This is a genomic window from Streptomyces sp. NPDC043685 (genome assembly GCF_056436585.1).
Genome location: NZ_JBWKCH010000003.1, coordinates 278,119 through 302,395, shown reverse-complemented (window position 1 = coordinate 302,395; position 24,277 = coordinate 278,119). Strand labels below are relative to the sequence as shown.

The window sequence follows — 24,277 nt, the reverse complement described above, 5'->3', positions numbered from 1 at the left end:
GATCCCGAAGGGCCTGCCGATCCGCGCAGCAGCTGCCCAGCCGGGCCGATCCGTCCGTGTCCTCCGCCGCTCTCGATCCGCAAGGCCTGTCCCGCCGCGGGCTGCCGAGTTGGCGCACGTGGACGTCATCCGCGGCGCGGTGCGCGGGCCGGTCACCGACCGCGACACCTGGAAGGTCCCGGACACCCGGGTCGTCCGGACGCAGGACGTGTCCGGCCGCACGGGCACCTACACCCTGCGCGTCCCGCTGACCGCCGGCGAGGAGTCCTTCCACGTCCGGCTGCGCGGCGGCGACGGAAACCGCAACGGCACCGGCTTCCTCGGCGCGTCGGTCGACCCGCACGGGCCGGTTCCGCACCCGCCCGGGGACGGTGGCCCGTGGGCGGACACCTGGTTCTGCTCGAACCCGGTGTTCGTCGACGTCGAGGGTTCCCGACCCCGCGTACCAGCAGGTCACCGACGGATCGAGCGGAGGTACGGTGGCCGCGTGACCGGTGAAGAGCCGCTGCGGCCCCAGTCCCTCATGCTGACGTTCCTGGGCGACCAGGTGCTCGGCCGTGACGTGTGCGTGTATTCGGGCAGCGTCATCGACGTGTTCGCCCGGGCCGGGGTCGGCGAGCAGGCGACCCGCTCGACCCTGGCCCGCATGGCCGGGCGTGATCTGCTGCGCCGCCAGCGCGAGGGCCGCCGGGTGTACTTCGGGCTGACCGGCCGCTCGGAGGCGGTGCTGCGCGACGGCGAGCGGCGCATCTGGGAGACCGGCGCCGTCAACCGGCGGTGGGACGGCAGCTGGACCCTGCTCGGCTTCTCCCTGCCCGAGTCCTGGCAGCGCCAGCGCCACGACCTGCGCTCCCGGCTGACCTGGAGCGGCTTCGGGCCGCTGTTCAACGGCCTGTGGATCGCCCCGGGGGCGGTGGAGGTGTCGGCCCTGGTGGCCGAGCTCGGTCTGTCCGCGCATGTGAAGGTCTTCCGGGCGCACGCGGACGCCGGGATGGACATCGGGCGGATGATCGAGGAGACCTGGGAGCTGTCCGACCTGGCCGGGAGCTACGCGGGCTTCGCGCGGCGCTGGCACCCCTGGGAGGACGAGCTGCCGGACCCCGGCGACGCCCTCGTGCTGCGGCTGCGCCTCCAGACGGAGTGGCTTCAGATCGTCCGGCGCGACCCGCGGCTGCCCGTGGAGCACCTGCCCGACGACTGGCCGGCGGAACAAGCCGAGAAGACGTTCCGGGTCGTGCACGAACGGCTCTCGCCCCTCGCGCGCGAGGCCTCGGAACGCCTTCTGGACCTGGTGCCCGCACGTCCTCAGGCGTAGAACCGCGACAGGCTCTGCAGCACCGCGGCGGGCTTGGTGCCGCCCTCGATCTCGATGGCACCCTCGACGGTGATCTGCACACCGCCCGGCACCTCCTCGACCTCGGCGAGCTTCGCGACCAGCCGTATGCGGGATCCGGCCTTCACCGGGGAGGGGAAACGCACCTTGTTGAGGCCGTAGTTGACCTTCGTCGTCACTCCCTGGACGTCCAGCAGCTCGGTGAACAGGGGGATGAAGAGGGAGAGCGTGAGGTAGCCGTGCGCGATGGGGGCGCCGAAGGGGCCGTCCTTGGCGCGCTCGGGGTCCACGTGGATCCACTGGTGGTCGCCCGTGGCGTCCGCGAAGGTGTCGATGCGTTCCTGGGTGACCTCGATCCACTCACTGGTGCCGAGGTCGCTGCCGGCGAGCTTCTTGAGTTCGTCGAGGCCGTTGACGGTGAGGCTCATGCGGTTCCTTCACTGCTTGCCGTAGCGCGTACGGACACGGGACTTGAGGAGCTTTCCGGAGGCGGTGCGCGGGAGTTCGTCCGCGAGGACCACCGATTTGGGGATCTTGTACTTGGCGAGGCGGCCCGCGAGTGAGGCGAGCACCTCGTCGGGGTCGAGGGCCACGCCCTCGCGGGGCACGACGACCGCGCGCGGCACCTCGCCCCACTTGTCGTCCGGCACCCCGATCACCGCGCACTCGGCGATGCCGGGGTGGGCGAGGAGCCGGTCCTCGATCTCGGCGGGGTAGATGTTCTCCCCACCGGAGATGATCATGTCCTTGATGCGGTCGACGATGTGCACGTAGCCGTCCTCGTCGACCTGGGCGGCGTCGCCGCTGCGGAACCAGCCGTCCACGAAGGACGCGGCCGTCTCCTCGGGCAGCCCCCAGTAGCCGGGCATGACGTGCGGCCCGCGCACCACGATCTCGCCCACCTCGCCGACGTCGACGGGCGTCAGGTCGGGCCGGACGACGCGGACGTCGCTGAAGAAGTGCGGGACGCCCGCCGAGCCCGCCTTGTCGACGGCGTGTTCGGCGTCGAGGAAGAGCGTGCCGGGAGCGGCCTCGGTCATGCCGTAGCCCTGGAGGAAGGTCAGGCCGCGTTCCTGGTACGCGGCGATCAGCGGGGTGGGGACCGGGGAACCGCCGCAGGTGAGGATGCGCAGCGAGGACAGGTCCGCGTCCGGCCAGCGGGGGTGGCGGGCCACCTGGTCGAACATCGTGGGCACGCCGAACATGAAGGTGATCCGGTGCCGTTCGATCAGGTCGAAGGTGGCGTCAGGGTCGAAGGCGTCGACCAGGACGCAGGTGCCGCCCTTCAGCAGGACCGGCAGGGTCAGCATGTTCAGTCCCGCGGTGTGGAACAGCGGGGCGGAGACCAGGGCGCGTTCGTCGGCGATCAGATCGGTGTCCACGAGGACGTTGATCGCGTTCCAGGTGAGGTTGCCGTGACTGAGCATGGCGCCCTTGGGCCGGCCGGTGGTGCCCGAGGTGTACATGATGATGCAGGTGTCGTCGGGGCCGACCGGTTCGTCGATGGGCTCCCCGGAGGCCTCGGCAACGGCCGCCTCGTACTCGGTGCCGGCCTCCAGGTAGACGCGTACGTCGGTGCTGCCGGGCAGGCCCGCGACCAGACCCGCGTAGGACGGGCCGTAGACGAGGGCCCGGGCGCCGGAGTCGGCGAGCTGGTAGGCGATCTCCGGTCCTGCGAGCCGGATGTTCAGCGGGACGAAGACCGCGCCGAGTGTGCCGGCCGCGAACAGGGTCTCCAGGTAGGAGGGGTGGTTGGGGCCGAGGTAGGCGATGCGGTCGCCGCGGCGCACGCCCCGGGCGCGCAGGGCGTGGGCCAGGCGGGTGGTGCGGGCGTACAGGGTGGCGTAGTCGGCGGACGTGTCGCCGTGGATCAGGGCGGTGCGGTGCGGGGTCTTGCGGGCCCGGCGTGCGGGCCACGACCCCAGTCCCTCGTTGCGCATGTCACGCCCCTTACGGTGTCGTCAGCCCGAGAAGACGGGCCGCGTTCTCCTTGAGGATCTTCGGCCGGACCTCGTCCTTGATCGTCAGCTTGCCGAAGTCGGCGAGCCAGCGGTCGGGGGTGAGGACGGGGAAGTCGGAGCCGAAGAGGACCTTGTCCTTCAGCAGTGTGTTCGCGTACTGCACGAGCTGCGGCGGGAAGTACTTCGGCGACCAGCCGGACAGGTCGATGTGCACGCCCGGCTTGTGGGTGGCGACGGCCAGGGCCTCGTCCTGCCAGGGGAAGGACGGATGCGCCAGGATGATCTTCAGGTGCGGGAAGTCGGCCGCCACGTCGTCCACGTGGAGGGGGTTGGAGTACTTCAGCCTGATCCCGCCGCCGCCGGGGACGCCGGCGCCGATGCCCGTCTGACCGGTGTGGAAGAGGGCGATCGCGCCGGTCTCCTCGATCACCTCGTACAGGTCGTACGCGACCGCGCGGTCGTTGGGGAAGAAGCCCTGGATGCTGGGGTGGAACTTGAAGCCCTTCACCCCGTACTCCTCGACCAGACGGCGGGCCTGCTTGACGCCCGCCTTCCCCCGGAAGGGGTCGATGGAGGCGAAGGGGATGAGGACGTCGGCGTTGGCGGCGGCCGCCTCGGCGACCTCCTCGTTCGGGACGGGCGGGGTGCCGGTGGCGGACTCGGCGTCGACCGTGAAGATCACGGCGGCCATGTTCCGCTCGCGGTAGTAGGCGGCCGTCTCCTCAAGGGTCGGCTTGCGGTTGCCCTCGACCTTGAAGTAGGCCGAGGAGGCGTCGTGCAGGTCGTCGTCCAGGGAGGAGTGGCCCCGGGAGGACACCTCGGCGTGGGTGTGGACGTCGATCGCGACCAGGTCGTCGACGTTCATAGAGGGGTCCATCACGCCTCCGGGAACTTCGGCGCCGGGATGCCGACCGACTGGAGCTCGGCACCGACCGAGGTGGGCCAGGCGTCGGCCAGTGTGTCCGGGGTCCAGCCGCCGTCGGCGTAGGCCGCCCTGATCTCCTGCGGATGCGACCAGAGTGCCACCTTGTCGCCGCCGATGCCGATGGCCTGCCCGGTGATGCCGCGCGCCGCCTCGGAGGCGAGGAAGGGGACGAGCGCGGCGCAGTCCTCGGGGGTGCCGAAGCCCTCGCCCTTGCGCAGGAAGTCCGGCAGCGGCTCGCCGCCCTTCATGGCCTCGATGTAGGGCGCGAAGGCCGGGATGGTCTCGGTCATCGCGGTGGCGGCGACCGGCACGATCGCGTTGACCGTGATGTTCGCGCGGCCCAGCTCCATCGACCAGGTGCGGGCCATGGCGGCGATGCCGGCCTTGGCGGCGGCGTAGTTCGTCTGGCCGAAGTTGCCGCGCTGCCCGGCCGGGGAGCCGACCAGGATCAGCGAGCCGCCCTCGCCCTGCTCGCGCATCCGGACGGCGGCGGCGCGGGCGCAGGTGAAGGTGCCCTTGAGGTGGGTGGTGATCACCGCGTCGAAGTCCTCGTCGGTCATCTTCCACAGGACCTTGTCGCGCAGGATGCCCGCGTTGGTGACGAGCACGTCCAGCCGGCCGAACTCCTCGACCGCGCGGTTCACCAGCCGTTCGGCGGCCTCGGCGGTGCCGACCGGGACGACCTCGGCGACGGCCCTGCCGCCCGCTTCCACGAGGGACTTCACGGCCGCCTCGGCCACCGCCTCGTCGACGTCGTTGACCACCACGGACGCGCCGTGTGCGGCCAGGGCGTGGGCGTAGGCGAGGCCGAGGCCGCGACCGCTGCCGGTGACGACGGCGGCCTTGCCGGAGAGATCGATGGTGGGCACGGGCGGGTCCCTTCGCACGGGTGACACGGGTTCGACTGCGAGATCGAAGCTAAGAGCAATAATTGTTGTCGTCAATAGTTGTTGGTGACCTTTGGGTGCGGGATGCTGGAATCTCCAGGACGCAGCACCGAGCACGCCGCAGCACCGAGCACAGGGAGCCCGCCATCACACGCCAGAACGTCTCCGCGAAGCCCATCGACGCCCACGAGCCGTGGATGCGCGGACTGCACTCCGACACGGGCTATCTGTTGTACCGCCTGGGCCTGCGCTCGGGGCAGCTCTTCAACGCCTGCCTCCAGGAGTCGGGCCTGCGCCTGCGCCACTACGCGGTGCTGCGCTTCCTCGCCGGCACCGAAGGCGCCCTGCAGCGCGAACTGAGCGCGCGCCTCGGGTACGACCCGAGCGCGATCGTCGGCCTGGTCGACGACCTGGAGAAGCTCGGCTTCGCCGAGCGCCGGCCCTCCCCCGACGACCGCCGCAGCCGGATCGTCGTCCTGACCGCCGACGGGCGCGACTTCCTCCGCGACACCGACGAGGCCGGCCTGCGGGTGACCGGCGAACTGCTGGGCCCGCTGGACCCGGCCGAGCGGGACACCCTGCACGCGCTGCTGCTGCGGATCGCGGAGGACGGCCTGAACTGATGTTGTGCAAATGATTGACGGCTGCACGATAGATGCATAACTTCACGGACCAACCGCGCCCCGTCCCCAGGGAGCCCACCGTGCAGCCATCCCCGTCAGCCGCCCAACCCTCCCCCGACCAGTGCCAGTTGCGCCGTGTCGCCCTCTCCGGCCTGCTCGGCACCACCGTCGAGTTCTACGACTTCCTCGTCTACGGCACCGTCGCCGCGCTCGTCTTCGGCGAGCTGTTCTTCCCGCGGGCCGACCCGGCGGTCGGCACCGTCGCGGCGTTCGGCACCTTCGCCGCGGGCTATCTCGCCCGTCCCCTCGGCGGCATCGTCTTCGGGCACTTCGGAGACCGCGTCGGCCGCAAGTCGATGATGCTGCTGACCATGGTCCTGATGGGGTCGGGCAGCTTCCTCATCGGCCTGCTGCCGACGTACGACACCATCGGCGTCTGGGCTCCGGTGCTGCTGGTCGCCCTGCGCGTGGTGCAGGGCATCGCCATCGGCGGCGAGTGGGGCGGCGCGATGCTGATGGTGGTGGAGCACGCCGAGCACGCGCGGGGATCCCGGCGCGGCCTGTGGTCCAGCTTCACCCAGCTCGGCGCACCGCTCGGATCGGTGCTGTCCGCCGGGGTGGTCACGCTCGTCGCCACCCTGCCGGACGAGCAGTTCCGCTCCTGGGGCTGGCGGGTGCCGTTCCTGCTGAGCATCGTGCTGCTGGCCGTCGGCCTGTTCGTGCGGCTGAAGGTCGCCGAGAGCCCCCTGTTCGCCCAGGCGCGGCGGGAGCCCGTGGACAAGCCGCCGATCCTGGAGGTGCTGCGCCGCCCCAAGCCGGTGCTGCTGGCCGCCTGCGTCGGCATCGGCGCGTTCACCGCCCAGTCGCTGCTGACCAGCTTCATGATCTCCTACGCCGTCGACGAGGGGTACACCCGCCCGCAGGTGCTCACCGCGGTCACCGTCGCCTCCTGCGTGGCCCTCGTCGTCCTGCCCACCGCGTCCGCGCTGTCGGACCGGGTCGGGCGCCGGCCCGTCGTCCTCGCCGGAGCCGTCGCCTCCGCTGCGCTGGCCTTCCCGGTGCTGGCCCTGGTCGACTCCGGCTCGCCCGGGCTGCTGATCCTCGCCCTGGCCCTCGGTCACGGGGTGGCGCAGTCCACGATGTACGGGCCGCTGGGCGCCCTGCTGACCGAGATGTTCGGCACCCGCGTCCGCTACACCGGCGCCTCCCTCGGCTACCAGGGGGCGACGCTGATCGGCGCCGGGTTCTCCCCGCTGATCGCCGGCAGCCTCCTGGCGTCCTTCGGCGGCGGCAGCGCCCCGGTGTCGCTGCTGCTGTGCGCGGGCGCGGCGATCACCGCGGTCACCGTGTGGCGGCTGCGCGAGACGCACACCGATGCCCTGGACTCCCCCACCCCCTCCCCCGCCCTGGAAGGAACGCCGCGTTGAGGATCCGCCTGGCCTTACTGACCGCCTGCCTCTCCCTGGCGGCGACCGCCCTGCCCGCGCGGGCCTCGACCACCGGCACCCACCTGGAGGGCCGGCTGTCCTCCGGCGCCGCGTACGTGATGGACGTCCCCGCGTCCTGGAACGGCACGGTGCTGCTCTACAGCCACGGCTACAGCCCGGCCGGAGCCCCCAACCCGGCCCAGAACACGCCCGGTCCGGCCGTCCGCGACACGCTGCTGGCCGAGGGCTACGCCCTGATCGGCTCCTCGTACGCCACGAACGGCTGGGCGATCACCGAGGCGGTGCCCGACCAGCTCGCCACACTGGACCTGTTCACGCAGAGGTTCGGCCCGGCACGGCGGACGCTCGCCTGGGGCACCTCCTACGGCGGCTTCGTCACCAGCGTGCTCGCCGAGCGGCACCCCGGCCGCTTCGACGGGTCGCTGTCGATGTGCGGTCTGGTGCAGGGCGGCGTCGCCAACTGGAACAGCACCCTGGACCCGGTGTTCGCGCTGCGCACCCTGCTCGCGCCGGACTCCGGGGTACGGCTCACGGGGTTCGCGGACCAGGCCGAGGCGGTCGCCGCCGGGAAGGCGCTCACCTCGAAGGTCGACGCGGCCCAGCAGACCCCCGGGGGCCGGGCCCGGATCGCCCTGGCGGCCGCCCTGCACAACATCCCGGGCCACAACGACGCCTCGCAGAGCGAACCGGGCCCCACCGACTGGAGGACCGCGCAGGCCAACCAGTACGCCGCCGTCCGGGGCATGCTCCAGCTGCCCGCGTTCGCCTGGCGGCAGGAGGCCGAGAGCCGGGCGGGCGGCAACCCGTCCTGGAACACGGGCGTCGACCACTCCTCGATGCTCGCCCGGTCCCCGCTGTACAAAGAGGTGACGGAGCTCTACAAGGAGGCGGGGCTGTCCTTGCGCACGGACCTCTCGGCCCTGGCCCGGGCACCCAGGATCTCCGCCGACCCGGCGGCGGTGCGGTGGATGCGCCACACCAGCGTGCTCTCCGGCCGGCTCACCGACCCGCAGTTGAACATCCACACCACCGGCGACGCCCTGATCCCGGTGCAGGCGGAGAGCGCCTACCGGCGGGCCGTCACGGCGGCGGGCTCCGCCGGGCTGCTCCGCCAGGCGTACGTCGACGCGCCGGGCCACTGCACCTTCACGCCGGGCGAGACCCTGGCAGCCCTGCACACCGTCGACAAGCGCCTGGACACCGGCCGCTGGGACGCCTCGCCGGGCGCCCTCAACTCCCGCGCGAGGGCGGCGGACCCGGGAACCGAGCCCCGCTACCTCCCGTACCGCCCGGCCGCCTACCCCCGCCCCTACGACCTCGCCCACCCGGGGGACGTCCGGTCATGACCGCTCCCACCGCGCCCGGTCGGCTGCTGTCCGTGCTCGCGGCCTTCGACCACGAGCATCCGGCGCTGTGCCTGACGGACATCAGCCGGCGGGCCGGACTGAGCCTGACCACCACGCACCGCCTGGTGGGGGCGCTCACCGAATGGGGCGCCCTGGAGCGGGACGATTCCGGCGTCTACCACGTCGGGCTGCGGCTGTGGGAGCTCGCGGCACTGGCCCCCCGGGGCCTCGCCCTGCGGCAGATCGCGCTGCCGTATCTGGAGGACCTGTACGAGGCGACGCACGAGAACGTGCAACTGGCCGTGCGCGACGGCCGGGACGTCGTCTACACCGAGTGGCTGTCGGGGCGGTCGGCGGTCGGCGTGCACATCCGCGTCGGCGCCCGCTGGCCGCTGCACGCCACCGGCGTCGGACTCGCCCTGCTGGCCCACGGCGACCCGGTGTTCCAGAAGGAGTACTGCGCGGGCGACCTCGCGTCCTTCACCCCGTACACGATCACCGACCCGGAGCGGCTGCGCCGGGCGCTCGCCGAAGTGCGCAGGTCGGGCGTGGCGGTGAGCGACCGTCAGATCACCGAGGACGCCCTGTCGGTGGCCGCGCCCGTACGCGCCGCTGACGGCACGGTGACCGCCGCCGTGTCCATCGTGGTGCCGCACGCGAACGCGCAGGTGCCGGTGCTGGGCCCGGCGGTACGGATGGCTGCGCGCGGCATCTCACGGGCGCTGGGGTGGCGGCCGTGAGCGGTACGGGGCCCTGACCGGGGGCCGGGGGTGGCTGCCTGGACGGTGCCGAGGGCGGCCCCTGCCCGGTGCCGGGGGTGGCTGCCTGGGCGGTGCCGGGGGGTGGTGTTGGGTGCGTCGGAGGACTCCAGCCCTGAGCAGTTCCCGAAGGGCGGCAGCCCCGACCGGTGCCCGAGGACGCAGCCCTGGCCCATGCGGAGGGCGCCAACCCTGGGCGGTGCCGGGTGGGGCGGTCCTGGGCACGCCTGACGCCGGCCGTGAGCGATTCCAGGAGGGCGCCGGCCCTGACCGGCACCGAGGACGCAGCCCTGACCGGCGCCTAGGGGCGGCGGCCCTGGGCGTGCCGGACAGCGTCGGCCCTGAGCAGTTCCCGGGGACGGTAGCCCTCAGCGGGGCGGAGAGTGGGGGCCCTGGGCGAGCCCGGGACTCGGCCGGTCCGGCGTCGCTCAGGTCTCCCTGGACGGGGACATGGCCCAGCGGATGGTCCGGGTCAGCGCTCGGCCCGTGGGGCGTACCGCGAGGTCCTCGACGACCGGCACCCGGGGCAGCCACAGCATGCCGCGCGCCCAGGGCGGGAGCAGGGTGACGGCGTTGGCCGCCAGGCCCCCGTAGAAGGGCCGGACGGCGAGCGGCAGGGGCGGCTGGAACAGCAGGAAGCGGGCCGCCGCCCGTGCCTCGGGCGTGGCCCGCAGCTCGGGCAGGTAGGCGCTCAGGCGCTCGGCCAGTTCACGACGGTCCCGCGGCGGGTCCTGCACCCCCAGCGCCTCGGCGACCCGCGCGGTGTCGGCCACGTAGCCGTCGTAGCCGGCGGCGTCCAGCGGCAGGGCCCCGTAGCGTGCGTGGGCGCGCAGGAAGCTGTCCGTCTCGGCGGCGTGCACCCAGCCGAGCAGACGCGGGTCGGCGGCGTGGTACGGCACCCCGTCGGCCGTCCTGCCGCGGATCCGCTCGTGGATGCCGCGCACCCGGTCGACGGCCTCCTGGGCGTCCGCGGCGGTGCCGTACGTCGTCACGGCCAGGAAGGTGCTGGTGCGCTGCAACCGTCCCCACGGATCGCCCCGGAAGCCGGAGTGCCCGGCGACCGCCGCCATGGCGAGCGGGTGCAGCGACTGCAGGAGCAGGGCGGTCAGCCCGCCGATGAACATCGAGGCGTCACCGTGGACCGCGCGGATCGGCCGGTCGGGCCCGAACCAGCGGGGGCCGGGGGTGTGGTGGATACGGTCACGGGTGGCGGGGCCGCCGGGGCCCGCGACGCGGCGGAACAGGGCCTGGCCCAGCTGTTCTCGGACTCCGGTCAGCACGGTCGGCCTCCCTTCTCCTGCTGACCAGTGTCCGGCATGGCGGTGCCGCCGCGGAGCGTGCCGGACCGCCCGCGTCAGGTCCCGGGCCCGGCCGCCGCGCGGTCGGCCAGTCCCCCGGCTCCGAGCGGTCCGGTGGAGCGGACCGGACCGGAGGCCTCCAGGCGGGGCAGTTCGCGGCGCGCCACGCGCAGGACCACCGGGGGCATGGCCGGGCGTATCGGCTGGGCCAGCCGCAGCCAGGGCGGTGCGTACACGGCCGTGCGGCGGCGTTCCATGCCCCGGACCATGTGGGCGGCGACCGTGTCCACGGGGTACACGCGGCGGACCGGCCCAGGCATGTGCCGGCGCAGTTCCCGCAGGACGGCGTACCGGTCCGCGTCGCGGATCATGTCGGTGTCCGTCCAGTTGAGGTAGGCGATGCCCACCCCGACCCCGCAGTGCGCCACCTCCGCGCGCAGGGAGTGGGCGAAGGCCTCGACCCCGGCCTTGGAGGCGCAGTACGCGCTCATCAGCGGGGCGGCGCCGATCGACGCCAGGGAAGCGACCTGGAGGAAGTAGCCCGCCGTGCCGAACAGGTCCGGCAGGAAGACCCGGGCGGTGTGGGAGCTGCCGGTGAGGTTGACGTCGATCACGCGACGCCAGGCGGCCGGGTCCGAGTCGAGGAGCGCGCCCCCCTCGGCGATGCCGGCGTTCGCCACCACGGCCGAGGGGCGGCCGAGGCGGGCCCGCACGGTGTCCGCCGCGGCCTCCAGCGCGGACAGGTCGGTGACGTCGGCCTCGAGGGCGAGGGCCGGGCCCGGGAGGGTGGCGGCCACCGCCTCCAGGACGGGTCCCTCATGGCCGAGCAGCGCCACCCGGGCGCCGCGCCGGGCGACCTCCCGGGCGAGTGCCGCGCCGACGCCGCGGGCGGCTCCGGTGATGACGATGGTGCGGTCGGCAAGTGGGCTGCTGCTCATGGCTGCCCTTCCTTCCGGTGCCCGACCCGTGCCCGCGGGGCCGGGTCAGCGCCTGGCTCCGGTGCGGTCGCGGTGGGCGAGGAGCCGCTGGGCACGGGCGAGGCCCGGGGGCCGGTTGCGGCGCAGGGCGGCCCGTGCGGCGTTGGCTCCCGGCGCTCCGTGCACGCCGCCGCCCGGGTGGGCTCCCGAGGAGGCGAGGTACAGGCCCGGCACCGGGGTCTCCGGCCGGCCGGTGCCGGGCAGCGGGCGGAAGACGAGTTGCTGGTGTATCGCGGTGGTGCCGCCGTTGATGGCACCCCCGGCGAGATTGCCGTCGAGTGCCTCCAGGGTCGGGGGCGCCAGGATGCGGCGGCCGCGGATCAGGGAGCGGAAGCCGGGCGCGAAGCGCTCCACCTGGCGTTCCATGCGGTCGGCCATGAGCTCCTGGTCCTTGGTGTCCCAGCTTCCGGAGATGCCCTCGTCGGCGGCATCGGCGCGGATCTCGTGCGGGAGGTGGGTGTAGGCCCAGGCCGATTCGGTGCCCTGCGGGGAACGGGTGGCGTCGGAGGTGGTCATCTGGCCGAAGATCAGGAACGGCCGGTCCGGGACCTGCCGCATGGCGATCTGCGCGGTGAAGCGGGTCAGCTCGTCCATGCCGTCGGCGAGGTGCACGGTGCCGGCCCGGGACGCCTGTTCGGCCTGCCAGGGCACCGGCCCGTCGAGCGCCCAGTCGACCTTGAACGTGGCGAAGTCCCACTGGAACCGCCGCAGGTCCTCGAGGGTCTGGGCGGGCAGGTGCGCGGGGTCGACCAGCTCGCCGTACAGGGCGGGCACCGACACGTCCGCCAGTACCGCCTTGCGGGCCGCGACCGCGTCACCGGTCGCCGTCCGCACGCCGACGGCCCGCCCGCCGCGGACGACGACCTGCTCGACGCGCTGCCCGCAGCGCACCCGTCCGCCCAGGGACTCCAGACGCCGGACCAGGGCCGAGGTCAGCGCGCCGGAGCCACCGACCGGGACCGGGAAGCCGTAGGTCTGGCCGAGCATCGCCATCAGCCAGCCGAAGCCGCCGCTGCCCGCCGACTCGGGGGCCAGGTCGGCGTGCAGGGCGTTGCCGGCGAGCAGCAGGCGTCCGCCCTGGCCGCGGAACTCCTCCTCGCCCAGACGCCGCACCGGCAGCACCAGGGAGCGGGCCATGCGCAGTCCGCCCGCCGCGCGCAGCCGCAGCGCCAGCCGGGCCGTGGCGCGCACGGGCGGGAAGGGGGTGAACAGGGCGTCCAGGAGGCCGGGGCGCAGGCTCTCCCACACCTCGTGCAGGCGCTGCCAGGCGGCTCCGTCGCCCGGTTCGAAGGCGTCGAGGGACGCGGCGGTGGTGTGCACGTTCCGGTCCAGGACGGCGCAGCTGCCGTCGGTGAGCGGGTGGGCGACCACGCTGGGCGCGTGGCTCCAGCGCAGCCCGTGTTCCTCGGGGCGCAGGGCCGCCAGGACCGGTGAGGCGGCCGCGAGCGGGTAGAAGGAGCTGAACAGGTCGTTGACGAAGGCGGCGTCGACGCCCCGGTCGTGGCGCACCGCACCCCCCGGTTCGGGCTGTTCCTCCAGCACCTCGACGTGCCACCCGGCGCTCGCGAGGACGTTGGCGGCGACCAGCCCGTTGGGGCCCGCGCCGATCACGACGGCGTCAGGCATGGCCGGCCCCGCCGGTGTCGGACCCCACGGTCACCTGGCCCAGGGCGCGCCGCGCACCTCCCGTCTGTTCCGTGCCGGCCTCGCACAGTCTGGCCAGCCGGGCCAGCATGGTCCGGTGGCGCAGCTGGATCAGCGCCTCGAATCCGACGTTGTGCAGCCGGCCGCCCGCGCCGCGCAGGGGATGCTCGTCCACGATCACCAGGCAGTGCTCGCCCCAGGGCCGCAGCTCGATCGCGACGCGTGCGGTGCCCAGGACTCCGGCGTGGGCCTCCAGCTCCAGCCGGGCGCCTTGCTCGCAGTGGCGGACGACGGTCTCGTTGTCCAGGTGCACCGGGCCGAGCCTGACCTCGTAGCGGATCGCCGCGCCGGTACGGGGCCACTGTCCGCGCACGGGGTGGGACTCGGAGGTCCCCACCACCCATTCGGCGTAGCGGTTGCCGTCGGCGAGGACGTCCCACACGGCGGCCGGGGGGACTCGGACCAGGTGATGGCGAACGGCCACGGATGCCTCCTGCTGCCTCGACCGGATGATGCCTCCCGAGTGCCCCGCCCGGGCCGGTTCAACAGCCCGGGGCGTCCTGGGCGCGGCGCGAGACGGCCCGGGCAACCGTCCGGCCCCACGCGAGACGCCCGGGCAACCGTCCGGGCCCGGCGCGAGTCGAATCCCTGGGAGGCGCGTGACGGGGGGACCGGGGATGGCGCGGCAGGGCAGGGCGCGGCGGTGGGCACGGTGGCTGGCGGCGCACCGCGGGTGGCAGCACGGGCTGCGGTGGCTGCTGATGGCCGCCCTGGCGATGGCCGTCGTCTCCGTCGTCCACTTCGCCGGGCTTCCCGAGTGGACGACGGTGGCCGGCATCGTCGTACTGCTGGCCACGGACGACGTGGCGGCCTGGTACGTGAAGCGGTGGTCCGCCGAGCCGGAGCAGCCGGGCGGCGAGCAGGCCTCCGGCTGACCCGGTTCGTTCCCTTCAGGGTCTGCAGCCGGCCGTCGCCGCGCGCTTTTCTTGGCTTCATCCCTTGACGGCACGAGTGCGGTGGAGCACATTGGCGGAACTTTGAGAGCGCTCTCATCCCCCTTTCCCGAGAGGCCCCACATGAGCGGAACCTCAAGCACCCCCCGCAGATCCCGTAGCTTCCGGCGGGCGTTGGCCGCCGTCGTCTCCACGCTCGGCCTGGCGGCGGCCGCCTCCGCCGTCGCCACCCCGTCCGCGACCGCTTCCGCGCCGACACCCCCGTCGGGCTGGACGCAGGTGTTCGTGGACGACTTCGACGGCGCCGCCGGCTCCGGCGTCAACACCTCCGCCTGGCAGTACGCGACCGGCAAGGGCTACCCCGGCGGCCCCGCCAACTGGGGCACCGGCGAGATCGAGACGATGACGAACAGCAGGGACAACGTCTCGCTCGACGGCAACGGCAACCTGCGCATCACACCCCGGCGGGACTCCGCCGGGAACTGGACCTCCGGCCGGATCGAGACCAACCGCACCGACTTCCGGCCCCCCGCCGGCGGCACCCTCCGCGTCGAGTCGCGGATCCAGGTGCCGAACGTCACCGGCGCCGCGGCCAAGGGCTACTGGCCGGCGTTCTGGATGCTGGGCTCCCCCTACCGCGGCAACTACTGGAACTGGCCGGCGGTCGGCGAGCTGGACATCATGGAGAACACCCAGGGCATGAACACGGTGTTCGCCACCATGCACTGCGGCACCTCGCCCGGCGGCCCCTGCAACGAGACCAGCGGCATCGGCGGTTCGACCACCTGTCAGGGCACCTCCTGCCAGGCCGGTTTCCACACGTACCGGATGGAGTGGGACCGCTCGAGGAGCGTCGAGGAGATCCGCTTCTCCCTCGACGGCGTCACCTACCACACGGTGCGCGCCGACCAGGTCGACGCGACGACCTGGAAGAACGCCACGGACCACGGCTTCTTCATCATCCTGAACGTCGCGATGGGCGGCGGCTTCCCCGACGCGTTCGGCGGCGGCCCGGACGCCGGGACACAGCCGGGCCACGCGATGGTCGTCGACTATGTGCAGGTGCTGTCGTCCGGCGGCGGCACCACGCCTCCCCCGACCGGCGGCCGTGACGCCTACGGCACCATCCAGGCCGAGTCGTACGACGGTCAGTCCGGTGTGATCACCGAGACCACGTCCGACTCGGGCGGCGGCCAGAACGTCGGCGCGCTCGCCAACGGCGACTGGCTGCACTACAAGGGCGTCGACTTCGGCTCCTCGGCGGCCCGGCAGTTCAGCGCCCGGGTCGCGAGCGGAGCGGCGGGCGGCGTCAGCGGGCTGGTCGAGGTGCGCCTGGACAGCCGCAGCAGCGCGCCCGTCGGGAGTTTCGCGGTGGGCAGCACCGGGGGCTGGCAGTCGTGGCGGACCGTCCCGGCCAACATCGCTGCCGTGACGGGCACGCACGACGTCTATCTGACCTTCACCAGTGGGCAGCCGGCCGACTTCGTGAACGTCAACTGGTTCACCTTCGGGCATTGATCCCTGCCCGAAAGGGGGCTCCACGCACGCGTGGAGCCCCCTTTCGCCGTGTTCAGCGCAGCTCCGCCCGGAAGGCCGCCGGGGTCTGGTCCGTGTGCTGGTGGAAGAACTTGGAGAAGTTCGCGGCGTCCGGGAAGCCGACCGCCACGCCGACCCGGCCGATCGGCAACTCGGTGTGGGCGAGGAGCCGTTTGGCTTCCAGGACCACGCGCTTGTCGATGAAGGCCTTGGGGGTCTCGCCGGTGGCCGCTCGCACCGCCCGGACCAGGGTGCGGCGGGAGTAGCCGAGCGCGTCGGCGTAGGCGCTGACGCTGTGGTTGGTGGCGAAGTCCCGCTCCACGGCGTCCCGGAAGAGGGTGAAGGTGGAGTCGGAGCGCTGCCGCAGGGCCTGCGCCGAACTCGCCGCGAGATGGGCCAGCCGCAGCAGGAACGCCGTCAGGGAGTGGCGCAGAACGGCGGTGTGCAGGCTGAGCGGGAGCGTCTCGGTGTCCTCGTACTCGCGGTGCAGCTGGGCGAGCGCGGCCTGGAGACCGGCGAGTTGGGCCGCGTCGGGGCGCAGCAGCGGCGGCAGGTCGTAGCGGTAGAGGCCGGTGGCCTCCACCGTCGAGCGGGGCAGGAAGCCCGGTTGCATGGTCAGGACGGTTCCGCGGTACTCGCTGGAGCGCGAGAAGCGGTGGACCTGCCCCGGGCGGATCCACAGCAGGTCCCCGGCCATGGCCTCGTACTCGGTGAAGTCGACCATGTGCCGGACCGGGCCCGCTCCGAACAGCAGGACGATGTGGAAGTCGATGCGGTGCACGCGCCCCAGCGGCGCGTCGGTGTGCCAGGTACGGCCTGTGCTCATCGGGCCGACCTGCATGCCGACGCCGCCGACACTGAGCTCGACCGGGAAGGGGAACGTATCGATCCCGCCGCCGCCTTGGATGGTTCTGTCCGCCATGTCCGCCTCGTACCGCCCCGCTCGCGTGCCGTGTCGCCGATGGGTGTCCCACTTTCACCACAGGCTGGCACACGACGACCTTCCGCCGTAAAAGTCAGACTTTTAATTTTGAACACGTCAGACCAGCACCTTCGCTCCTATCGAGGACTTCTTGAAGATGAGCACGCAGACAGCGGACCGCTTCGAATGGACCGAACTCGACCGGCGTGCCGTCGACACCGCCCGCCTTCTGGCGGCGGATGCCGTCCAGCGGGTCGGCAACGGCCATCCCGGCACCGCGATGAGCCTGGCACCGGCCGCCTACACGATCTTTCAGAAGGTGATGCGCCACGATCCCGCCGATCCCGAGTGGACCGGCCGTGACCGCTTCGTCCTGTCCCCCGGCCACACCTCGCTCACCCTCTACACACAGCTCTACCTCGCGGGCTACGAGCTGGGGCTGGACGACCTGAAGGCGTTCCGCACCCACGGCTCCAAGACCCCCGGCCACCCCGAGTACGGGCACACCGCGGGCGTGGAGACCACCACCGGTCCGCTGGGCCAGGGGGTCGCGAACGCCGTCGGCATGGCCATGGCCGCCCGCTACGAGCGCGGCCTGTTCGACCCGGACGCCCCCGAGGGCGAGTCCCCCTTCGACCACACGGTCTGGGCGATCGTCTCCGACGGCGACCTCCAGGAGGGCGTCTCCGCCGAGGCCTCCTCGCTCGCCGGCCACCAGCGGCTCGGCAACCTGGTCTTCCTCTACGACGACAACCACATCTCCATCGAGGGCGACACCGCGACCGCGTTCTCCGAGGACGTGCTCAAGCGCTACGAGGCCTACGGCTGGCACGTGCAGCGGATCGAGCCGCTGGAGGACGGCGACGTCGACGTGCTCGCGCTGTACGCGGCGCTGAAGGCGGCACAGGCCGAGACCGCGCGGCCGTCGATCATCGCGATGCGCACGATCATCGCCTGGCCAGCCCCCAACGCCCGGGACACCGAGGCCGCGCACGGCTCGGCGCTCGGCGAGGACGAGGTCGCGGCCACCAAGCGCCTCCTCGGCTTCGACCCGGAGCGTTCCTTCGAGGTCGCCGACGAGGTGCTGGCCCACACCCGCCGGGCCCTGGACCGCGGCGCCGAGGCGCACACCGCCTGGGACAAGTCGATCGCCGCCTGGCGGAGCGAGAACCCGGAGCGGGCCGCCACGTTCGACCGCGTCAGCAAGGGCGAGCTGCCCGAGGGCTGGCAGGACGCCCTGCCGGTGTTCGAGCCGGGCAAGGCGGTCGCCACCCGGGCCGCCTCCGGCAAGGTCCTCCAGGCGCTCGGCCCGGTCGTCCCGGAGCTGTGGGGCGGTTCGGCCGACCTGGCCGGCTCCAACAACACCACCATCGACAAGACCAGCTCCTTCCTCCCGGCGGACAACCCGCTGCCGGAGGCCGACCCGTACGGCCGCACGATCCACTTCGGCATCCGCGAGTTCTCCATGGCCGCGGAGATGAACGGCATCGCCCTGCACGGCAACACGCGCGTCTACGGCGGCACCTTCCTGGTCTTCTCCGACTACATGCGCAACGCGGTGCGGATGTCGGCCCTGATGCAGCTGCCGGTGACGTACGTGTGGACGCACGACTCCATCGGCCTGGGCGAGGACGGCCCCACCCACCAGCCGGTCGAGCACCTGGCGTCGCTGCGGGCCATCCCCGGCCTGAACGTCGTACGCCCCGCCGACGCCAACGAGACCGCCCTCGTCTGGGCGGAGATCCTCGAGCGGCACTCCACCGCCCCGGCCCCGCACGGTCTCGCGCTGACCCGTCAGGGCGTGCCGACGTACGCCCCCGACCCGGACGCCGCGCGCGGCGGGTACGTGCGGTTCGAGGCGGAGGGCGGCGAGCCGCAGGTGATCCTCATCGCCACCGGTTCCGAGGTCCACGTCGCCGCCGAGGCACGCGAGCGCCTCCAGGAGGCGGGCGTGCCCACCCGTGTCGTGTCGATGCCGTCGGTGGAGTGGTTCGAGGAACAGCCGCGCTCGTACCGCGACCGCGTCCTCCCGCCCACCGTGAAGGCCCGGGTCGCCGTCGAGGCCGGCATCGGACTCACCTGGTACCGGTTCGTCGGGGACGCGGGACGCATCGTCTCCCTGGAGCACTTCGGTGCCTCCGCCGACGCCGGAACCCTGTTCGCCGAGTACGGCTTCACCCCCGAGAACGTCGTCGCCGCCGCGCGGGAATCCCTGTCCGCGGTGCGCGGCTGACCGCACCACCCGAAAGAAGATGATCACTGTGACCGAAGCGACCGCGCACGCGGGAGCACTCGAGCGCCTGTCCGACGAGGGCGTGTCGATCTGGCTGGACGACCTGTCGCGCCGGCGGATCGAGTCCGGCAACCTGGCCGAGCTCGTCGCCACGAGGCATGTCGTCGGCGTCACCACCAACCCGTCCATCTTCCAGGCCGCCATCGGCTCCGGGGCGGGCTACGAGGAGCAGCTCGCCGACCTGGCGGTACGGGGTGTGACCGTCGACGAGGCCGTCCGGATGCTGACCACCGCCGACGTGCGGGCCGCCGCCGACGTCCTGCGGCCGGTGTACGACAGGACCGGCGGCCGGGACGGCCGGGTCTCCATCGAGGTCGACCCCCGGCTGGCCCACGACACGACGGCGACCGTCGCCGAGGCCGAGCAGCTCGCCTGGCTGGTGGACCGCCCCAACGTGATGATCAAGATCCCGGCGACGAAGGCGGGCCTGCCGGCGATCACGGAAGTGATCGGAGCGGGTATCAGTGTCAACGTGACGCTGATCTTCTCGCTGGAGCGCTACCGCGAGGTGATGGACGCCTACCTCGCCGGCCTGGAGCGGGCGCGGGAGGCGGGCCTGGACCTGTCGGAGATCCACTCGGTCGCCTCGTTCTTCGTCTCCCGGGTGGACGCCGAGATCGACAAGCGCCTGACGCTGCTGGGCACCGACGAGGCCCTGGCGCTGAAGGGCAGGGCGGCCCTGGCCAACGCGCGGCTCGCCCACGAGGCGTACGAACACGTCTTCGAGGGGGAGCGCTGGTTGTCCCTGGAAGGCGCCGGAGCCAACCGGCAGCGCCCCCTTTGGGCCTCCACCGGTGTGAAGGACCCCGCCTACAAGGACACCCTGTACGTGGACGAGCTGGTCGCCCCCGGCACGGTGAACACCATGCCGGAGGCCACGCTGAACGCCGTCGCCGACCACGGTGACGTCCGGGGCGACACCGTCACCGGCGGTTACGACCGGGCCCGGGCGGACCTGGCGGCCGTCGAACGGCTCGGCATTGCATACGACGAGGTGGTGCGGCAACTGGAGGACGAGGGAGTGGCCAAGTTCGAGGTGGCCTGGCAGGACCTGCTGGACGCGGTCACCAAGTCCTTGAACAGCAAGGGAGTTGACGCGGAATGAGCGAGGACATCCCCCAGACGGCCGAGCAGGAGACGAAGGGGACCAAGGAGGACAAGGAGGCCCGGCTGGCCCAGGAGGCGGCCGGAGTCGAGGAGACCGGGGTGCACGGCGAGACGGAGGCCGCCCCGGCCCCGCCCACGGACCACGCCGCCGACCCGGACTTCAGCAACCCGCTGCGCGACCCGCGCGACCGCCGTCTGCCCAGGATCGCGGGCCCCTCCGGGCTCGTCATCTTCGGTGTCACCGGTGACCTGTCCCGCAAGAAGCTGATGCCCGCGGTCTACGACCTGGCCAACCGGGGTCTGCTGCCACCAGGCTTCTCCCTGGTGGGCTTCGCCCGCCGGGACTGGGAGGACCAGGACTTCGCGCAGGTGGTGCACGACGCGGTACGCGAGCACGCGCGGACCCCGTTCCGCGAGGAGGTCTGGCAGCAGCTCGCCGAGGGCATGCGGTTCATCCCGGGCGACTTCGACGACGACACGGCGTTCAAGCAGCTGCGCTCCGCGGTCGAGGAGCTGGACGCCTCCCGGGGCACCAGCGGCAACTACGCCTTCTACCTCTCGGTGCCGCCGAAGTTCTTCCCCAAGGTCGTCCAGCAGCTGAAGAAGCACAAGCTGGCCAGCGCTCCCGAGGGCGCATGGCGCCGGGCGGTCATCGAGAAGCCGTTCGGGCACGACCTGAGGTCGGCCGAGGAGCTCAACCGGATCGTGCACGACGTGTTCGACCCGGAGCAGGTCTTCCGGATCGACCACTACCTGGGCAAGGAGACCGTCCAGAACCTTCTGGCGCTGCGCTTCGCCAACCAGATGTTCGAGCCGATCTGGAACCGGTCGTACGTGGACCACATCCAGATCACCATGGCCGAGGACATCGGCATCGGCGGGCGGGCCGGCTACTACGACGGCATCGGCGCCGCCCGTGACGTCATCCAGAACCACCTGCTCCAGCTGATGGCGCTCACCGCGATGGAGGAGCCGGCCGCCTTCGACGCCGCCTCGCTGCTCACCGAGAAGCTGAAGGTTCTCAAGGCCGTGCGGCTGCCGCAGGACCTCGGGCAGGGCACCGTGCGCGGTCAGTACGCGGCGGCCTGGCAGGGCGGTACCAAGGTGCGCGGCTATCTGGAGGAGGACGGCATCGACCAGTCCTCCACGACCGACACCTACGCCGCGGTCAGGCTCCAGGTGGACAACCGGCGCTGGGCCGGCGTCCCGTTCTATCTGCGCACCGGCAAGCGGCTGGGCCGCCGGGTGACGGAGATCGCGGTCGTCTTCCAGCGGGCCCCGCACTCCCCCTTCGACTCCACCGCCACCGAAGAGCTCGGCTCCAACGCCATCGTCATCCGCGTCCAGCCGGACGAGGGCATGACGGTCCGCTTCGGCTCCAAGGTGCCGGGTACCTCGATGGAGATCCGGGACGTGACCATGGACTTCGCCTACGGCGAGTCCTTCACCGAGTCGAGCCCCGAGGCGTACGAACGGCTGATCCTCGACGTCCTCCTGGGCGACGCCAACCTGTTCCCCCGTCACCAGGAAGTGGAAGAGTCCTGGAAGATCCTCGACCCGATCGAGCAGTACTGGGCCACGCACGGCCGGCCCGCGCAGTACGCCTCGGGCAGCTGGGGACCCGAGGAAGCCGACGAGATGCTCGCACGAGACGGACGGAGCTGGCGCAGGCCATGAAGATCGACCTGACCGACACCACGGCAAGCAAGATCAACAAGGCGCTGGTGCAGGGCCGCCGCGCCATCGGCACGCCCGCCGTGGGCATGGTCCTGACGATGGTGATCGTCACGGACGAGGAGAACGCCTACGACGCGATCAGGGCGGCCGAGGAGGCCTCGCACGAGCACCCCTCGCGCACCCTGGTCGTCATCAAGCGGCACGCCCGCACCCCGCGCGACCGTCAGGCCTCCCGCCTGGACGCCGAGGTCCGGGTGGGCGCCGACGCGGGCACCGGCGAGACGGTGATCCTGCGGACCTACGGCGAGGTGTCCGACCACGCCGACTCGGTGGTGCTGCCGCTGCTGCTGCCGGACGCGCCGGTGGTGGTGTGGTGGCCGATGGACGCCCCGGAAGTGCCCTCGAAGGACCCGCTCGGAGCACTGGCCCAGCGCCGGATCACCGACCTGTACGCCGTCGCCAACCCCCTGGAGGTGCTGGAGAGCCGGGTCCGCGCCTACGCGCCCGGTGACACCGACCTCGCCTGGACCAGGCTGACGCCCTGGCGTTCGATGCTGGCGGCGGCGCTGGACCAGGCCCGGGCGCGGATCACCTCGGCGGCCGTGGAGGCCGAGGCCGACAACCCGGCCGCCGAGCTGCTGGCCCGCTGGCTGGAGGCACGGCTGCACGTACGCGTCGACCGGGTGGTCACCGCCGGGCCGGTCGTCACGGCCGTGCGCCTGGGCACCGAGAACGGCGAGATCGTCATCGACCGCCCCGAGGGGCCGCTGGCCACGCTGACCCTGCCAGGCCAGCCGTCGCGCACCCTCGCCCTGAAGGTCCGTGCCACCTCCGAACTCATCGCCGAGGAGCTGCGGCGCCTCGACGCGGACGAGATGTACGCCATCGCCCTGAACGGCGAGGCAACCGAGGAGACCCCTGCTCATGTCTGACTCCCCCACCGGCTCCCCGCGGCTCGACCGGCGTCCCGAGTGGACCGCCCTGGAGGACCACCGCGCGGACGCCCTGCCCCGGCCCGATCTGCGGGAACTGTTCGCCGCCGATCCGGGGCGCGCCGAGCGCTACGTCGTGCACGTGGGCGATCTGCGCATCGACTACTCCAAGCACCTGGTCACCGACGAGACGCTGGCCCTGCTCCGGGAACTGGCCGCCGCCACCGACGTGTTCGGCCTGCGCGACGCCATGTTCCGCGGCGAGCGGATCAACATCACCGAGGACCGGGCCGTGCTGCACACCGCGCTGCGCGCCCCGCGGGACGCCGTCATCGAGGTCGACGGCGAGAACGTCGTCCCGGGTGTGCACGCCGTGCTCGACAAGATGGCCGCCTTCGCGGACCGGGTGCGCTCCGGGGAGTGGACCGGTCACACCGGCAAGCGCATCCGCAACGTCGTCAACATCGGCATCGGCGGCTCGGACCTCGGCCCGGCGATGGCCTACGAGGCGCTGCGGCCGTTCACGGCTCGCGAGCTGACGTTCCGTTTCGTGTCGAACGTGGACGGCTCCGACCTGCACGAGGCCATCCGCGACCTGGACCCGGCGGAGACGCTGTTCATCGTCGCGTCCAAGACGTTCACCACGATCGAGACCATCACCAACGCGACCTCGGCGCGCTCCTGGCTGCTCAGCGGCCTCGGCGGCGACGAGAAGGCGGTGGCCAGGCACTTCGTCGCGCTGTCGACCAACGCGGAGAAGGTGGCCGACTTCGGTATCGACGTCGACAACATGTTCGAGTTCTGGGACTGGGTCGGCGGCCGCTACTCGTACGACTCCGCGATCGGGCTGTCCCTGATGATCGCGATCGGCCCCGACCGCTTCCGGGAGATGCTCGACGGTTTCCGCATCGTCGACGAGCACTTCCGCAACGCCCCCGCCGAGGCCAACGCCCCGCTCATCATGGGCCTGCTGGGCATCTGGTACGGCAACTTCCACGACGCCCAGTCGCACGCCGTCCTGCCCTACAGCCACTATCTGTCGAAGTTCACCGCCTATCTCCAGCAGCTCGACATGGAGTCCAACGGCAAGTCGGTGGACCGCGACGGGAACCCGGTCCGGTGGCAGACCGGACCGGTGGTGTGGGGCACGCCCGGCACCAACGGGCAGCACGCCTACTACCAGTTGATCCACCAGGGCACCAAGCTCATCCCGGCCGACCTGATCGGCTTCGCCCGGCCCGTCGCCGAACTGAGCGACGAACTGAAGGCCCAGCACGACCTGTTGATGGCCAACCTGCTCGCCCAGGGCCAGGCACTCGCCTTCGGCAAGACCGCCGAGGAGGTCCGCGCGGAGGGCGTGCCCGAGGAGCAGGTGCCGCACCGCACGTTCCTGGGCAACCACCCGACCACGACGATCCTGGCCACCGAGCTGACCCCGTCGGTCCTCGGCCAGCTGGTCGCCCTCTACGAGCACAAGGTGTTCGTGCAGGGCGCCGTGTGGAACATCGACTCCTTCGACCAGTGGGGCGTCGAACTCGGCAAGGTGCTCGCCAAGCGCGTCGAGCCCGCCCTGACCGAGGGCGCGGACGTCCCCGGTCTCGACCCGTCCACGGCCGCGCTGGTGGCCACCTACCGCAACCTCCGGGAAGTGAACTGA

Annotated in this window: 21 protein-coding genes and 1 pseudogene; 13 read left to right on the top strand and 9 right to left on the bottom strand. The window is 72.4% G+C overall.

The annotated features are described in order from the left end of the window. Positions 1-106: 106 nt before the first annotated feature. A pseudogene (locus AC0665_RS10570) lies at positions 107-430 on the top strand (histidinol-phosphatase); the annotation flags it as partial. Positions 431-523: 93 nt separating this feature from the next. Further along, positions 524-1,315: a PaaX family transcriptional regulator gene (locus tag AC0665_RS10565; protein ID WP_478508944.1), complete on the top strand. Its 792-nt coding sequence runs from the start codon at positions 524-526 to the stop codon at positions 1,313-1,315. Here AC0665_RS10565 and AC0665_RS10560 read toward each other — a convergent pair. Genes AC0665_RS10560 through AC0665_RS10545 form a run of 4 tightly spaced genes read right to left on the bottom strand, consistent with a single transcriptional unit; the run spans position 1,306 to position 5,088 of the window. Beyond that, on the bottom strand, positions 1,306-1,761 hold the full coding sequence (locus tag AC0665_RS10560) for a MaoC family dehydratase (RefSeq protein WP_363116884.1): 456 nt from the start codon (positions 1,759-1,761) through the stop codon (positions 1,306-1,308). The two genes, AC0665_RS10565 and AC0665_RS10560, sit on opposite strands and share 10 nt — an antisense overlap. Positions 1,762-1,770: 9 nt before the next feature. Next, positions 1,771-3,273 carry an acyl-CoA synthetase gene (locus AC0665_RS10555; RefSeq protein ID WP_478704821.1) on the bottom strand — a complete coding sequence of 501 codons (1,503 nt, stop codon included), beginning with the start codon at positions 3,271-3,273 and terminating at the stop codon, positions 1,771-1,773. 10 nt (positions 3,274-3,283) lie between these two features. After that, positions 3,284-4,159, bottom strand: coding sequence for an amidohydrolase family protein (locus AC0665_RS10550; RefSeq protein ID WP_478606234.1), 876 nt, complete (start codon positions 4,157-4,159; stop codon positions 3,284-3,286). An 11-nt stretch (positions 4,160-4,170) separates the two neighbouring features. Further along, on the bottom strand, positions 4,171-5,088 hold the full coding sequence (locus AC0665_RS10545; RefSeq protein WP_478606236.1) for an SDR family NAD(P)-dependent oxidoreductase: 918 nt from the start codon (positions 5,086-5,088) through the stop codon (positions 4,171-4,173). A 215-nt stretch (positions 5,089-5,303) separates the two neighbouring features. Between AC0665_RS10545 and AC0665_RS10540 the strand changes: the two genes are divergently transcribed. The 4 genes from AC0665_RS10540 to AC0665_RS10525 all read left to right on the top strand — a co-directional run bounded on the left by AC0665_RS10540 (position 5,304) and on the right by AC0665_RS10525 (position 9,263). After that, complete coding sequence (locus tag AC0665_RS10540) at positions 5,304-5,729, top strand: MarR family transcriptional regulator (RefSeq protein WP_366049904.1); 426 nt, start codon at positions 5,304-5,306, stop codon at positions 5,727-5,729. 80 nt (positions 5,730-5,809) lie between these two features. Next, a complete protein-coding gene (locus tag AC0665_RS10535) occupies positions 5,810-7,156 on the top strand; it encodes an MFS transporter (RefSeq protein WP_478704820.1) in 1,347 nt (448 codons plus the stop codon). Further along, the gene (locus AC0665_RS10530; protein ID WP_478704819.1) at positions 7,153-8,523 is read left to right on the top strand and encodes a DUF6351 family protein; all 1,371 of its coding nucleotides are present in this window, start codon (positions 7,153-7,155) and stop codon (positions 8,521-8,523) included. Before AC0665_RS10535 ends, AC0665_RS10530 begins: the two co-directional genes overlap by 4 nt. After that, entirely contained in the window at positions 8,520-9,263 is a 744-nt protein-coding gene (locus AC0665_RS10525) for an IclR family transcriptional regulator (protein ID WP_478606243.1), read from the top strand. The genes AC0665_RS10530 and AC0665_RS10525 overlap by 4 nt, the downstream gene beginning before the upstream one ends. Before the next feature lie 446 nt (positions 9,264-9,709). Here AC0665_RS10525 and AC0665_RS10520 read toward each other — a convergent pair whose 3' ends face one another. From AC0665_RS10520 to AC0665_RS10505, 4 genes are all read right to left on the bottom strand, one after another. Beyond that, on the bottom strand, positions 9,710-10,561 hold the full coding sequence (locus AC0665_RS10520) for an oxygenase MpaB family protein (protein ID WP_478704818.1): 852 nt from the start codon (positions 10,559-10,561) through the stop codon (positions 9,710-9,712). A gap of 74 nt (positions 10,562-10,635) precedes the next feature. After that, positions 10,636-11,517: an SDR family oxidoreductase gene (locus AC0665_RS10515; RefSeq protein WP_478704817.1), complete on the bottom strand. Its 882-nt coding sequence runs from the start codon at positions 11,515-11,517 to the stop codon at positions 10,636-10,638. A gap of 45 nt (positions 11,518-11,562) precedes the next feature. After that, complete coding sequence (locus AC0665_RS10510) at positions 11,563-13,182, bottom strand: phytoene desaturase family protein (protein ID WP_478609205.1); 1,620 nt, start codon at positions 13,180-13,182, stop codon at positions 11,563-11,565. Beyond that, positions 13,175-13,684, bottom strand: a complete 510-nt coding sequence (locus AC0665_RS10505; RefSeq protein WP_468632320.1) for an SRPBCC family protein — start codon at positions 13,682-13,684, stop codon at positions 13,175-13,177. The genes AC0665_RS10510 and AC0665_RS10505 overlap by 8 nt, the downstream gene beginning before the upstream one ends. A 175-nt stretch (positions 13,685-13,859) precedes the next feature. On the opposite strand from AC0665_RS10505, the gene AC0665_RS10500 reads away from it, so the two are divergent. Both AC0665_RS10500 and AC0665_RS10495 read left to right on the top strand, forming a co-directional pair. Continuing rightward, positions 13,860-14,135 carry a hypothetical protein gene (locus tag AC0665_RS10500; RefSeq protein WP_478704816.1) on the top strand — a complete coding sequence of 92 codons (276 nt, stop codon included), beginning with the start codon at positions 13,860-13,862 and terminating at the stop codon, positions 14,133-14,135. A 141-nt stretch (positions 14,136-14,276) separates the two neighbouring features. Then, on the top strand, positions 14,277-15,671 hold the full coding sequence (locus AC0665_RS10495) for a glycoside hydrolase family 16 protein (RefSeq protein WP_478704815.1): 1,395 nt from the start codon (positions 14,277-14,279) through the stop codon (positions 15,669-15,671). Between the two features lie 52 nt (positions 15,672-15,723). Here AC0665_RS10495 and AC0665_RS10490 read toward each other — a convergent pair whose 3' ends face one another. Then, entirely contained in the window at positions 15,724-16,611 is an 888-nt protein-coding gene (locus AC0665_RS10490) for a helix-turn-helix domain-containing protein (protein ID WP_478704814.1), read from the bottom strand. A gap of 157 nt (positions 16,612-16,768) precedes the next feature. Between AC0665_RS10490 and tkt the strand changes: the two genes are divergently transcribed. Genes tkt through pgi form a run of 5 tightly spaced genes read left to right on the top strand, consistent with a single transcriptional unit; the run spans position 16,769 to position 24,277 of the window. Continuing rightward, the gene (tkt, locus tag AC0665_RS10485) at positions 16,769-18,844 is read left to right on the top strand and encodes a transketolase (RefSeq protein WP_478704813.1); all 2,076 of its coding nucleotides are present in this window, start codon (positions 16,769-16,771) and stop codon (positions 18,842-18,844) included. Positions 18,845-18,863: 19 nt separating this feature from the next. After that, entirely contained in the window at positions 18,864-20,009 is a 1,146-nt protein-coding gene (tal, locus tag AC0665_RS10480) for a transaldolase (protein WP_468403813.1), read from the top strand. Further along, entirely contained in the window at positions 20,006-21,688 is a 1,683-nt protein-coding gene (gene zwf, locus AC0665_RS10475; protein WP_478704812.1) for a glucose-6-phosphate dehydrogenase, read from the top strand. The genes tal and zwf overlap by 4 nt, the downstream gene beginning before the upstream one ends. Beyond that, positions 21,685-22,620 (top strand): glucose-6-phosphate dehydrogenase assembly protein OpcA, encoded by a 936-nt coding sequence (gene opcA, locus AC0665_RS10470; protein WP_468403809.1) that lies wholly within the window; start codon positions 21,685-21,687, stop codon positions 22,618-22,620. The genes zwf and opcA overlap by 4 nt, the downstream gene beginning before the upstream one ends. Then, positions 22,613-24,277 carry a glucose-6-phosphate isomerase gene (pgi, locus tag AC0665_RS10465; RefSeq protein WP_478609226.1) on the top strand — a complete coding sequence of 555 codons (1,665 nt, stop codon included), beginning with the start codon at positions 22,613-22,615 and terminating at the stop codon, positions 24,275-24,277. Before opcA ends, pgi begins: the two co-directional genes overlap by 8 nt.